Raw genomic sequence first — 12,184 nt, forward strand, 5'->3', positions numbered from 1 at the left:
GGTATGAGCTGCTCACACCCAGGGCAGCGTTGGCTCAATTCTATCCATCCTGTTCAACAGTTCCGCATTATATTGGCGCGCGTCCGCGCCCGAATGGACACGCCTATGGCAGTTCGGACAAAGGGCAATGACGTATCGCGGATCATCGGGCCCGCCGTCGCTGAGCCGGCGAATGTGGTGCGGCTCCAGGTACGGTGTTCCGTTCGGCCGCCTGAACGGCGCCGGCGCGTCGCATCCTTCGCAATGGCCAACACCACGGGCGACAACATAGTCCCGCACGCGTCGGCTGCGCTCCACCACCGTCATCTCGACCACGCGTCGACCAGGCGCAAGGTTGGCAGCCTCGAAGGCGGCATCCCTCATTCTGGCAAGGGGCGCTTCGGCCGGGTCCTGCTGCTCGACCGCTTCATCCACGTTCTCAATAGGCCGGAGCTCAAACACGATCGCCTGTCGTTCGTTGCCTTCTCGGTCTGGCGCCGGCTCGAAATGATGCCGCTCGTAGACATACTCGCCATCGAAGACCAGGCCGCCCGGCGCGCGACGAAACAGCAGCAGCGATTTTCCCGCGGCCGAATGATTGGCGATCGCAGCGTTGCCGCGGACCATCTGCATATCCCCAACTTGGCCTTCGCCGAAGTATTCGAAAACGCCATCTGCCCGGCGCCGATCGGCGTAGCCGTGTGCCAAGCCCTCCTCGCCGGTGACAATGATAACCAACGAGTGCTCCACGGGCGTGATGATGCCGCCCTGCTGTTGCCCACGGAATCTAGCGTGAATGTCGGCGCGTCTGTTGTACACGCGCCCGCGTTCGTATCCCCAAGTCATCGTTCCCCCCTTGCAGCATTTCATTCAAACCGCTCTGGCGCATCTTCGCAAGCGAGGGCGGCGCAATGAAAACCTCATGCCCGCACTGCCACGGAGTCTTCGATGACAGCCTGGCCGGCGATGCTTACCTCCGCGATGAGCAGGCGCTGGCCGCCATCGTGATGTGGAGCTCCGGCCAGTTCGATACGGACAGCATCGCAAAAGCACTGCGCTGCCGCGAGGACGCCGTTTACCGAACGCTGGCGTTGGCCAAGGAAGGCGCGCGCGCCGACCGGAGGGCCGGGTGAGCAGAAATCGCCTGCCGTACATGCCGTTCTGGGTCGATGATTACCATCGTGACACGCGGCACCTGACCACGGAGGAGCATGGCGCTTATCTCCAACTGCTCATGGCCGCGTGGGCATCACCGACAAATTCCCTGGCCGACGATGACAACATGCTGGCGCGGACTGCCGGCGTCTCCGCGGCGCGCTGGCGGAAGATGAAGAGCATCATCATGGCTTTCTGGAGCCTCGATGGCCGCAGCAAAAGGTGGTCGCAAAAACGTCTCAAGAAAGAGAGGCGATTGGCGGTCGATAGAAAGGCGAAAGCGAGCAATGCCGCCGCAAGCCGTTGGAAAGACAAGAAAAAGGGTGATGCTAAAGCGATGCTTGAGCAATGCCATCCTTCCATAACCATCAAAGGAAAACCTAACGGTTTTCTAGAGCGCGCCAGCGCGCCGAAAAAATCCCGTCAGCAAAAAATCGAAGAGGGGTTCCTCAAATGCGTGACCTCGTAGCCACGGACGATTTCGACAAGCTGCCCGAGAAATACCGGGACCGGGCGAGAGCGATCAAAGCTCGTGTCGCCGAGATCGACGGGCTGATGAAACCTTGTGATGCATCCGACACCCGTGCCGCGGTGCTGCGCATGGCCGGCCAGTTCCGGGACCAACCCGAGATCGACCACGCCGAGATGGCCGGCGAGTTCCTGGCAGCATGTCGGGATCTGCCGGCATGGGCGGTTTCCGAAGCTGCCAGCGACTTCCTCGCCGGCCGCGTCGACAATCACACCGGCCAGTTCATGCCGACCTGTGCCGAATTCGCAAAGCGGGCGAGGGCGATCATGACGCCATTTCTGTCCGAGCGCGCCGCGCTGCGCACCGAAGCATCGAAGCTGATCGACCGGGCGCGGGAAGACCACAAGCGCCACCTGATCGAAATGGAGCGCCAAGATCCAGCGGTGCGCAAGCGTGTCGCAGCCTTGGCCGAGGCCGCCACAGCTGGCGCGGCGAAGCGTCAGGGCCTGCCTCGCATCGCGATGAACCAGGCCGAGCAGAAGCGCATCGACGCGCTCAAGCGGCCCCGGCAGGACATTTCGAAGCTCGAGCAAACCAAAATCGTGAAAGGTCGGTCATGAGCAGCACAGCAAAGTGGTTCATCGCCAAGATCGGCCCCGGCGGCTCACGCACGGCGAAAGATCGCTTCGGCATTCCGGAGGAACGGAAAGACGAGATCATCGCCGAGCGCTCGATCCGCGACGAGGGGTTCGAATGCTACTACCCGCGCATGCGCAAGGAGATTATCCATCACCGGACCAACGCACGCATCGTGCGGCGCTTCCCGCTGTTCACCGGGTACATCTTTGTGGCTCTGCCGTCGGCGAATGGCGAGTACCTGAAGGATTGCGACGGGCTCGGCCGCCTGCTCAGCTATGACGGGCCGTTTGGCAAGCCTTGGCAGGTGCCCACGCCTGCCGTCGAAGCCTACATGCGAGCGGAGGCCGAGCTCGAGTTCGACGACACCAAGGAATCGCGGATCAAGCGTAAGCTCGAAGGCAAGACCAGGCGCGAGACTATCCAGATGACTTTCCCAGAAGGTCAAGCCATCCGCGTCAAGCAGGACTGGCAGCATACACACATGCTCGCCGGCTTCCATGGCGAGGTGGTGGGCGTCACGGGTAGGGGGACGGTCAAGAGCATGATCGAGATGTTTGGCCGGCTGGTGGCTGCTGAATTCGACGCCGGCGATATCGAGCCTTATCCGTCCCGCGCGGCCTGACCTTTGGCGGCAGGGGTGGCTGGCGGGCGCCGCGTTAATATCTACTCGACCGCTTGTGCACTCACCAAGGTGAAAGCGCATGACCAGTTCGCGCCTCAAACCGGACGTTCAGCAAGAATTTGCTTACGCGGAAGCGGGCATCATAGTGGGACGCTCTTGGCCGTCGTCGGCGTCATGCGCAGGCCGCACCTCTATCGGGGCAGCCGGTGACGTCACGCTCGACGAGGTCGAGCTAGTTCTGATTTAATGTAGCCATGAAAAATGTTCTCAAAGTCGCGAAACTGACATTCAAGGCAGGTCCCGCCCCTGGTCAACTTCCTTTGTCCATCGATTGTCCGAACGTCACGGTCCTTGTGGGTCCCAATAATGCCGGCAAAAGCCGTACGCTGCGGGAGATATATGCGAAATGTGCGAACAACGAGATTGATAGCTACCAATTGCTAGACAGCGTTGATCTCACCCTGCCAGATCGGGAGGGCATCGCCGCAATGATGAAGATGTTTGAGATCGGTACGCCGCCAGGAAATACGACGGTCGCCGACCATACCTACTTCCGGAAACCAAGCGTAAAAATGAATGAGCCACAGCTACTTATCCACGTCTATACGGCCAAATGGTTCGAGGGCTGGGCAGAGAATGATTTTCACGCATCCGTTAAAAACAATTTTGTCAAGTTTTTCACCATCCTACTGGATGGTCGCACACGATTTGATCTCACAGACCCGAAAGCAACGGGCCCACTTGAAGAGAAGCCGCAAAATCATCTCTGGGCGCTTTTCCTTGATAAAGACGCCCGGCAGAAAGTCAGAAAATTTACTCAAGATGCGTTCGCGAAGTTCTTCGTCGTCGACCCTACAGGTATGACGCAATTTCGTATCCGTCTCAGCAAACGTGCACCGAAGACGGAGGCGGAGGAACAAGCGCTGGATAGCGAAGCGCGCGCATTTCATGCAGATGCCGATCTGCTCAGCGATCTTGGAGACGGTGTCAAGACATCTGTCGGCCTCGTATCCGCGGTGATGAGTTTGCCTGATCGCATCCTGCTCATCGATGAGCCCGAGGCGTTCTTGCATCCAACCTTGTCACGCCGCGTCGGCAGCGTCCTGGCGCAAACGGCACGCGATCGAGACGCGACGTTAGTGGTCGCTACCCATAGCTCCGATTTCCTTCTGGGGTGTATGCAGACGGCTCCGGAACTTAGGATCGTAAGGCTAACCCATGAATTCGGGAGAGCGACAAGCCGATCTATTGAGCCTGCGCGCGTTCGCGAGCTAATGAGCAATCCTCTTTTGCGATCGGCGCATGCAATGCGGGGGCTGTTTCACCGAGGGGTGCTTGTCTGCGAAGCCGACGCGGATCGAGCGTTCTATGATGAGGTCAATGCTCGCTTGGTGACGGTGCGTCGCGGAATTGAAGATGCCTTGTTTTTAAACGCACAGAACTGGCAAACTATTCCGCGCATCGCCTTGCCCTTGAGAAGTCTGGGTGTACCTGCGGCGAGCATTATGGATTTCGATGTTCTGATGGACAACGATTTTGCGCATGTCTGGCCGCTACTCAGCGCAGACGCTGCCGTTCTGCGGCCTCTGCATGTTCGGCGTGACGCTTTGGCAAAGGTCATGGCTGATGTGGGCAAGAAGGAGTGTAAAAAGCTTGGGGTTGAAGCCCTGCCTGAAGCTAGCCGCGACGAAGCAAAGGCTCTTATGGAAGAGTTCGCACGCTATGGCGTGTTTTTCGTGACTTCTGGTGAGTTGGAATGTTGGCTCAATGGAGTCAACGGCATCAGTAAGATCGCCAACAAAACGCAGTGGCTGCTCAATGCGTTCGCTATAATGGGCTCTGATCCGAGTCACGCCGACTATCTCGCTCCGGCCAATGACGACGTCTGGAGCTTCATTGAAACGATTAAGCGGTGGATCGACGATCCACTGCGCCTAGGCATCCCAAACTGAGGGGTCTTGCGGATCGCCGGCGCGTTGTCAGGCAAGCACCGCGCGATAGCGGATGTCTGACCGTCGCGCTGGCAGTTGGCGTAAACCTCCATGGGATCGGCGAGCTGCTCTATATAAGCCGATCTCCATAGACTCGGCTTTGGGAACGCAGCGTGAACATCGCTTGCACTCTGGCGCAGATGATTTATCATCTGGCGTCAGGTGATTTGGCTGTTCTGTAGCGGACCTCCGTCGGAGGGAATACTCGCCGGGCCATAGAGGGGAGTTTCACCACCTCTCGGCTTTGCGCAGCCATTTCCGCTATCACTTTTGTGGTTTTAGAATCCCTGCCGTAGCGTCAAGCAACGTCGGCCAAGTGTTAACATCTGGAGCCGGAATGCTATTTTGTTCGGTTGCACCCGTCGTCTTGATTACGGTTTCGATTTGATCCGCCGGCACATAGGAAACGAAACTGGATTCCGAATTTATCGTCGGCGGAAGCATCTTGGTGAGATCTACTGTGGTCGCCATATTTTGCATGGCATCAAAATTTGCGGCTTTGGGGTCTTTAGCGAGGGATTTTCCATAAACGGCCCAGACGTGGTCGGTATCATTTGGGCCCGTCATCTTCGTTTCAAATTTTGTGACCTTCCCGTTCGCAGCATCGAGTAGTTGAAGCTCGGTGAACCATTGGTCGTTGCGCTCATAAGGCTGTGAAACCAAGACGGCGGTCTGGAACGCTCCGTAGATGGATTCGTGAGCAACCCGAGTGCGCAATTCGGGCAATGACGCGAGGATTGTTTCTGTCCGATTTTCTTGGACGGCTAGCTTTGCTCCAATGTCGAAAGCCCATGTAATTCCGCCGATTGCGGACGGGACGATTATTGCCAGGATAAGCAATTCGATCCATTTTTCTTTAAACCATTCGCCCATTTCACCCCTCCACGTTACGTAGGAAGCTAACACAATGGCGCTCACCGACAAGCAGCGCCCGCTGCCGCCGCTCGAGTTGCTGGAAACGGACGCGATCTGTTTTGCCGCTTCGGCTGATTTGAGCAAGTGGGCGCGCGCGACCTTCATCGCTGACGATGCCTTCCTTCGTAATGACGACCATCGCCACCTTAACCAGGCCACCATCGGCGCACTCTGGACGAACGTGCCGAATGGCAGGGCAGGGCGATCTATCATCGGCCAAGCCGAGAGAGGTTTGCCGCCGGCAGGTAAATGGCTGCGCGCTCGGATCGAGCGGCAGATCCTAGACTGGTTCGGCGATGTGCCGGATTTCATCCTGACGTTCGACGCCCACTATGCCAAGCCAATGCGGCGACGCCGAGTTTTGCGCCTTGGTCGAGCATGAGCTATATCACTGCGGCCAAGAGCGCGACATGTTCGGCCAGCCGAAGTTCCGCAGGAGCGGGTTACCGGCCTTCGCCATAAAGGGACACGACGTAGAACAGTTCGTCGGCGTGGTCAGGCGCTATGGTGCCGATGCCACTGGTGTTCGCGAGATGGTCGACGCGGCAAAAGCCGCACCTGAAATCGCCAATGTGAGCATTGCCCAGGCCTGCGGGACCTGCCGCCTTCGCGTCGCGTAAACCCTTGATGGCGTCCTGATAAAGCCGATGGCCCGAGCAAAACTCAATCCAGAGCAGCAAACCTACGTGGTTCAAGCGCTCGCCTGCTTCGATAGCCCGTCCGTGGTCGCTGCCGCCCTCAAGAAGGATTACGCGGTCACGCTAACGCCGCAAGCAGTCGAATGTTACGATCCGACCAAGAAGGCTGGGTCCAACCTTTCGCTCAAGTGGCGTACGCTGTTCGAAGAGACCCGCAAGACCTTTCTCGAGGACACAGCCGCCATCGCCATCAGCCATCGCGCCGTTCGTCTCCGCGCTCTCCAGCGCATGGCAGACAAGGCCGAGAACATGGGCAACATGAGCTTGGCCGCGCAACTGCACAAGCAGGCAGCCGAGGAAGTCGGCAACGCCTACACGAACCGCCGAGAGTTGACGGGAAAGGACGGGAAGGAGCTGCCGGTGCCAGTTTCACCGGTCACCATCTTCCAGTTGCCCGATAATGGCAGGAGTTGAGCAAGGGCAGGGCGGCCCGACCATAGTTCGTCCGCAGGGAGGGCCTCAGACCACATTTCTGGCGAGCCCTGCCGATATCGCGATCTACGGCGGCGCGGCTGGTGGCGGTAAGACATGGGCGCTGCTCATGGAGCCGCTGCGGCATGTCGCCAATCCCGGCTTTGGGGCGGTCTTCTTCCGCCGAAATCTGACGCAGGTTCGCAATGAGGGCGGACTTTGGGATGAAAGCGAAAAGCTCTATCCGCACCTGAGCGCGCAACCGCGATCGGCGCCTGACCTGAGTTGGACCTTTCCGTCAGGTGCGGGCGTCTCGTTCGCTCACCTCGAGCACGAAAAGACGATCTACAACTGGCAGGGCTCGCAGATACCGCTCATCTGTTTCGATGAGCTGACGCATTTTTCGGCCAAGCAGTTCTGGTACATGCTCAGCCGCAATCGCTCCATGTGCGGCGTGCGGCCATACGTTCGAGCGACATGCAACCCTGATGCTGATAGCTGGGTAGCCGAATTCATCTCCTGGTGGATCGATCAGGAAACCGGCTTTGCGATCCCTGAGCGCGCTGGCGTCATCCGCTGGTTCGTTCGCATCGGCGACACGATCATCTGGGCAGACAGCAAGGAAGAACTTGCCCATCACGTCAACCCGATTGATGGCGAGCCGATCCCGCCAAAGTCGGTGACGTTCATTCCGGCCAAGCTTAGCGACAATGCTCTGCTCATGGCCGCAGATCCCGGCTATCTCGCCAACCTCATGGCGCAGCCGACGGTCGAGCGGGAGCGCCTACTCGGCGGTAACTGGAAAATACGGCCGGCTGCTGGCTTGCTGTTCCAGCGCGGCTGGTGCGAAGTGGTCGACGCGGTGCCAGCCGGCGTCACATGGATGCGCGGCTGGGATTTGGCCTCGACGCCCAAGGTCGAGGGCAACGATCCAGACGGCACGGCGGGCACAAAAATCGGCAAGTTGCCCGACGGGCGATACATCGTCGGCCACCACGTCAAGGATTTCCTTTCGCCAGCCGGCGTCGAGCGTTTGATCAAGAACACGGCCGATGCCGACGGCATTTCGACGAAAATCTCGCTGCCACAGGACCCTGGACAGGCGGGCAAGTCGCAAGTCACGAACCTGGTCAAACTGCTCGTCGGCTTCGACGCCAGGGCTACACCGGAATCGGGCGACAAGGTTACGCGCTTCAGTCCCTTCTCAGCGCAGGCTGAGGCCGGCAACGTGCTCGTCCTGCGGGCGCCCTGGAATGAGGCATGGTTCTCAGCGCTCGAAGGGTTTCCCGAAGCGGCGCACGATGACGACGCCGACAGCACAAGCCGGGCGTTCAACGCCCTGATTGATGCCAGCACCTACACCTTGGCGAATATCTAATCCGCCGCCATCTCCAAGCGCAATTTGACGTTCTCGATCGAGATGCCTGTGAGTTCCGCGATCTTCACTTTAGCCGCTTCAAGCACTGCGGCTACTGTCTCAATCTCGTCCACTTCGTCATCGCCGGTTGGGGGGCCGTAAAGTAGAAACTGGCTGGTAACACCAGGCGCTGCCGCGACCGACTCAAGCGCAGCAGGACGGGGCGAGGTGTTCCCATGCTGCCAGTTCCAAACCGCGGTTGGGCTTACCCCGATTGCACGGGCGAGATCCGATGCGGCCATGCCTCTCTCTTTCAAGGCGGTGACAAGTTGCTGAGGAAAGATAGGGCTATTATGTTGCGACATTCGGCAATTCCTTCTTCTTATTTCACCACAATCACATAAAAAGTAACGCCGATCAAGAAAAATGTGAAAGCGGTAGAACCTCGTATGGGCAACATCATCACGCTTGCCAGGGACAGCCTGACCAATCTCATTTCCCGCATGGGGACGGGCAGGGACAAGGCCTCGTCGAACTACTACGCCTTCACGCCGCTGTCGGATGCGGAACTGCTCAACGCCTACCGCACGGCTTGGCTTCCAAGGAAGATCGTCGACATCCCGGCCTTTGATGCGGTCCGAGCATGGCGCGACTGGCAGGCCGAGGGAAACGTCATCGAACCGATCGAGGCGGAAGAGAACCGGCTTAATGTTCGCGGCAAGGTGTTCGAGGCCAAGGTAAGGGCCAGGCTCTGGGGTGGCGCTGCCATCCATATCGGCACCGGTGATGCTGATCTAGCCGCGCCGATCGAGATCGAGCGTATCGGCAAGGGCGGGGTCAAATACTTCACGGTCTTGTCGCGCCGCCAGCTTACCGCCGGCGAGATCGACCGCGACCCGGCGTCCGAGTTTTACGGCCAGCCGAAGTTCTACACGCTGACCGCCGGCACCACTGCGCAGGTCCAAATCCACCCGTCGCGCCTGGCCATCTTCCAGGGCAACGCGCAACCCGATATTGATCTGGTCGACGGTCAGTTGTCGTGGGGCGACAGCGTGCTCCAGTCCGTGATGGACGCGATCAAGCAGGCCGATGGCACCGCGGCAAATATCGCCTCGCTGGTGTTCGAAGCGAAGATCGACATCATCAAGGTGCCGAACTTCATGGCGAGCCTCGCCAACGAGGACTACAAGGCCAAGATCCTGGAGAGGTATACCCTCGCCAATACTGCCAAGGGCATCAACGGCACGCTGCTCCTCGACAAGGAAGAGGAATACGAGCAGAAGTCGGCATCCTTCGCCACGCTGCCTGATGTGCTCGACCGGTTCTTGCAGATCGTGTCCGGCGCCGCGGACATCCCGGCAACCCGTTTGCTGGGCCAAGCTCCGGCCGGCATGAACGCCACCGGCGAATCGGACCTGCGCAACTACTACGATCGCCTCTCCGCCATGCAGCAGGTCGAGATGACGCCTGCCATGCATCGGCTCGATGAAGCGCTGATCAGGTCGGCCCTCGGCTCGCGCCCGGCCGATGTCTATTACGAGTGGGCGCCGCTCTGGGGCATGTCGGAGAAGGAGAAAGCCGACGTCTTCAAGACCAAGTCCGATGCGGCGCGCGCTCTCGCTGGTGGCAATGGCCAGTCGCCGTTGATCCCGATCGATGCTCTCAGCGAAGCACTGGTCAATGCCTTTGTGGAGGACGGCTCGTTGCCTGGTCTGGAAGCGGCCATTGATGAATTCGGCACCTTGGCCGAGCAGGAGCCGAGCGAGGATGAAGTAGTGGCCGCGACACTACAGATTGGTCAACGGGAAAAGCCCTAGCTCATCGGTAGAGGCTTCGCGGTCGACTCTCGGAGCCCAAGGCGTCGTAGGATTTCTTCGGCAAAGTCTTTCGGATACCCGCGTGGCAAAACGTGTTGCACTACGAAATCTCGGTCGAGAAACAGTCGATTGACGCTATTGTCTATCGTTGACTCAGATAGGGACCGGTCGATCTGATCCCTGTTGGCCCAGGCATTGTAGCAAACATTAAGCGTCATGAAATGGATGTACAGCCGCCGAACCTCTTCATCAGTCAGATCGCCGAATGGATGAAGGCGCTTCTCCAAAGATAGAAGCCTAGGGTTGCTCAAGACCACCGAGTTGTGTGTCTGCCACCAATTTTGAACATCCTCTGTAGATTTCTGAGCCTCCTGTTTTTGAGAAAAGCGAAAAACTAGCCAAGTCAAGGCGATGGTACCTACCGCTCCGATAAGCGCACCTATTGCACCAAAAATCTCTGCGATGTCGTGAATGTCATGAAGTGTCAAGTGTAACAACTCCGCCCTTCTTGATCCAAACACAAAGGCATATGAAATGCAATTCACCGACAAAGTATCTGTCGCGGGAACGCGCCAGACCGCCGACGGCTACCTTGTCGCCACCGCGCGCGCCGTGCGCACCGGCATCCAGCTCTACGCCGGCCATGAGGTCGGCAAGCCGGATCAGGACGTTGTGCGGGTCTACCGGGCCGCCGATCAGGTGTTCTCTCAGGACAGCCTTCAGTCGTTCAGCCACGCCCCGATCACGGTCGATCATCCCGACGAGGAGGTGACTGCCGACAACTGGAAGGCGCTATCCGTCGGCGAGGTCAGCACTGCCGCCAAGCAGGACGGCAACTGGGTCATGCTGCCGCTGATCCTCAAGGACGCGGCCGCCATCAAGTCGGTGATGGATGGCAAGCGCGAGCTCTCCGCCGGGTACACCTGCGATCTCGACTTCACGCCTGGCATCACTGCCGACGGCGAGGCCTTCGACGCGCAGCAGCGCGGCATCAAGATCAACCACCTGGCGCTCGTCGATCGGGCCCGGGCCGGTTCAAAAGCTCGCATCGGTGACGGTGTGGGACCATGGGGCGCCGCCCCGATTTCAACCACTGACAAGGAGACCATCACCATGAGTGATGCACTTCGCACTGTGGTCGTGGACGGACTGTCGGTGACCACCACCGATCAGGGCGCCCAGGCCATTTCCAAGCTGCTCGCGGACTTGCAGTCCTCGGCGGCCAAGCTCGCCGACGCCGAAACGAAGCACCAGACCGCTCTCGCGGCCAAGGATGCCGATCTCGCCAAGGCCCACGCCGAACGCGATGCCGCCATCGCCAAGGTGCTGTCGGACGCCGACCTCGACAAGCGTGTCGCGGCTCGCGCCGATCTGATCACCAAGGCCAAGGCGATCGCCAAGGACGTCAAGTCCGATGGTCTCAGTGACGGCGCTATCCGCAAGGCCGCTGTCACCGCCGCGCTCGGCGATGCCGCGGTCAAGGACAAGGCCGACGCGTACATCGATGCCCGTTTCGACATCCTGGTCGAGGACGCGGCGAAGAAGATCGGCGGCACCGATCCGTTCCGCCAGGTCGTGCAGAACGGCCTCCAGACCAATGACGCGGCCGGCACTGTCGCCACCGCCCACCAGGCCATGACCGATCATCTCGCCTCGGCCTGGCAGAACAAGAAGGAGGCCTGATCATGCCGGCAGTCCAGACTACCTATAGCGCCCAGCATGCGCGCTGGATCGAGGGCATGGTCCTCAACATGGAGCCGTCCGACATCGTGTCCCGCCTTTGCGAGGACGCGGAAGGTATCGGCTTCGGCAAGGTCGCGGTTCAGGGCACGGCTGACAACCAGGTCGTGGACAGCGAAGCCACAGTCAAGTTCTGCGGCATCGCCGTTCTGGATTCGACGCAGCCGACCGGCAAGTACGAGCAGTACGCCACGGCGGCAATCATGAAGAAGGGCGTCATCGTCGTCCAGGCTTCGGTCGCGGTCGCCGTCGGCGATCCCGTCTACTACGTGCCGGCAACGGGCGTTCTCACGAACGTCTCGACGTCCAACACCCTCATCGCCAACGCTCAGTGGGATACCAGCACCGCCGGTGCTGGCCTCGCTGCGCTGCGCCTCGGCTAACAGGAGCG

Annotated in this window: 16 protein-coding genes; 12 read left to right on the forward strand and 4 right to left on the reverse strand. The window is 59.6% G+C overall.

Annotated elements, in window-relative coordinates; translation table 11 throughout:
* Positions 1-12: 12 nt before the first annotated feature.
* Entirely contained in the window at positions 13-798 is a 786-nt protein-coding gene (locus ACIU1A_RS09155; protein WP_404927135.1) for an HNH endonuclease, read from the reverse strand.
* Between the two features lie 92 nt (positions 799-890).
* On the opposite strand from ACIU1A_RS09155, the gene ACIU1A_RS09160 reads away from it, so the two are divergent.
* From ACIU1A_RS09160 to ACIU1A_RS09180, 5 genes are all read left to right on the forward strand, one after another.
* Entirely contained in the window at positions 891-1,112 is a 222-nt protein-coding gene (locus ACIU1A_RS09160; protein WP_404927136.1) for a hypothetical protein, read from the forward strand.
* Positions 1,109-1,603, forward strand: a complete 495-nt coding sequence (locus ACIU1A_RS09165) for a YdaU family protein (RefSeq protein WP_404927137.1) — start codon at positions 1,109-1,111, stop codon at positions 1,601-1,603. The genes ACIU1A_RS09160 and ACIU1A_RS09165 overlap by 4 nt, the downstream gene beginning before the upstream one ends.
* Positions 1,588-2,223, forward strand: coding sequence for a hypothetical protein (locus ACIU1A_RS09170; RefSeq protein WP_404927138.1), 636 nt, complete (start codon positions 1,588-1,590; stop codon positions 2,221-2,223). Before ACIU1A_RS09165 ends, ACIU1A_RS09170 begins: the two co-directional genes overlap by 16 nt.
* The gene (locus ACIU1A_RS09175) at positions 2,220-2,864 is read left to right on the forward strand and encodes a transcription termination/antitermination protein NusG (RefSeq protein ID WP_140568126.1); all 645 of its coding nucleotides are present in this window, start codon (positions 2,220-2,222) and stop codon (positions 2,862-2,864) included. The genes ACIU1A_RS09170 and ACIU1A_RS09175 overlap by 4 nt, the downstream gene beginning before the upstream one ends.
* A gap of 254 nt (positions 2,865-3,118) precedes the next feature.
* The gene (locus ACIU1A_RS09180) at positions 3,119-4,816 is read left to right on the forward strand and encodes an ATP-dependent endonuclease (RefSeq protein ID WP_140568125.1); all 1,698 of its coding nucleotides are present in this window, start codon (positions 3,119-3,121) and stop codon (positions 4,814-4,816) included.
* A gap of 303 nt (positions 4,817-5,119) precedes the next feature.
* On the opposite strand, the gene ACIU1A_RS09185 is transcribed toward ACIU1A_RS09180, so the two are convergent.
* Complete coding sequence (locus ACIU1A_RS09185) at positions 5,120-5,728, reverse strand: hypothetical protein (RefSeq protein ID WP_404927139.1); 609 nt, start codon at positions 5,726-5,728, stop codon at positions 5,120-5,122.
* 34 nt (positions 5,729-5,762) lie between these two features.
* Here ACIU1A_RS09185 and ACIU1A_RS09190 point away from each other — a divergent pair, with 34 nt between their 5' ends.
* From ACIU1A_RS09190 to terL, 4 genes are read left to right on the forward strand one after another with little or no spacing between them, the layout of a single operon-like run.
* Positions 5,763-6,152, forward strand: coding sequence for a putative metallopeptidase (locus ACIU1A_RS09190; protein ID WP_404927140.1), 390 nt, complete (start codon positions 5,763-5,765; stop codon positions 6,150-6,152).
* Positions 6,103-6,390, forward strand: coding sequence for a putative metallopeptidase (locus ACIU1A_RS09195; protein ID WP_404927141.1), 288 nt, complete (start codon positions 6,103-6,105; stop codon positions 6,388-6,390). Before ACIU1A_RS09190 ends, ACIU1A_RS09195 begins: the two co-directional genes overlap by 50 nt.
* A gap of 27 nt (positions 6,391-6,417) precedes the next feature.
* Entirely contained in the window at positions 6,418-6,882 is a 465-nt protein-coding gene (locus tag ACIU1A_RS09200) for a DUF2280 domain-containing protein (RefSeq protein WP_404927142.1), read from the forward strand.
* Positions 6,869-8,257, forward strand: a complete 1,389-nt coding sequence (gene terL, locus ACIU1A_RS09205) for a phage terminase large subunit (RefSeq protein ID WP_404927143.1) — start codon at positions 6,869-6,871, stop codon at positions 8,255-8,257. The genes ACIU1A_RS09200 and terL overlap by 14 nt, the downstream gene beginning before the upstream one ends.
* Here terL and ACIU1A_RS09210 read toward each other — a convergent pair.
* Positions 8,254-8,601 carry a helix-turn-helix domain-containing protein gene (locus ACIU1A_RS09210; protein ID WP_404927144.1) on the reverse strand — a complete coding sequence of 116 codons (348 nt, stop codon included), beginning with the start codon at positions 8,599-8,601 and terminating at the stop codon, positions 8,254-8,256. The genes terL and ACIU1A_RS09210 overlap by 4 nt on opposite strands.
* A gap of 84 nt (positions 8,602-8,685) precedes the next feature.
* Between ACIU1A_RS09210 and ACIU1A_RS09215 the strand changes: the two genes are divergently transcribed.
* Positions 8,686-10,053: a DUF1073 domain-containing protein gene (locus ACIU1A_RS09215; RefSeq protein ID WP_404927145.1), complete on the forward strand. Its 1,368-nt coding sequence runs from the start codon at positions 8,686-8,688 to the stop codon at positions 10,051-10,053.
* On the opposite strand, the gene ACIU1A_RS09220 is transcribed toward ACIU1A_RS09215, so the two are convergent.
* The gene (locus tag ACIU1A_RS09220; protein ID WP_140518146.1) at positions 10,050-10,541 is read right to left on the reverse strand and encodes a hypothetical protein; all 492 of its coding nucleotides are present in this window, start codon (positions 10,539-10,541) and stop codon (positions 10,050-10,052) included. The genes ACIU1A_RS09215 and ACIU1A_RS09220 overlap by 4 nt on opposite strands.
* Positions 10,542-10,587: 46 nt before the next feature.
* Here ACIU1A_RS09220 and ACIU1A_RS09225 point away from each other — a divergent pair, with 46 nt between their 5' ends.
* Both ACIU1A_RS09225 and ACIU1A_RS09230 read left to right on the forward strand, forming a co-directional pair.
* On the forward strand, positions 10,588-11,736 hold the full coding sequence (locus tag ACIU1A_RS09225; protein ID WP_404927146.1) for a DUF2213 domain-containing protein: 1,149 nt from the start codon (positions 10,588-10,590) through the stop codon (positions 11,734-11,736).
* 2 nt (positions 11,737-11,738) lie between these two features.
* Positions 11,739-12,176: a DUF2190 domain-containing protein gene (locus ACIU1A_RS09230; protein WP_404927147.1), complete on the forward strand. Its 438-nt coding sequence runs from the start codon at positions 11,739-11,741 to the stop codon at positions 12,174-12,176.
* The last annotated feature ends 8 nt before the right edge of the window (positions 12,177-12,184 follow it).

The sequence above is a fragment of the Mesorhizobium maamorense genome (genome assembly GCF_044998965.1).
GTDB lineage: Bacteria > Pseudomonadota > Alphaproteobacteria > Rhizobiales > Rhizobiaceae > Mesorhizobium.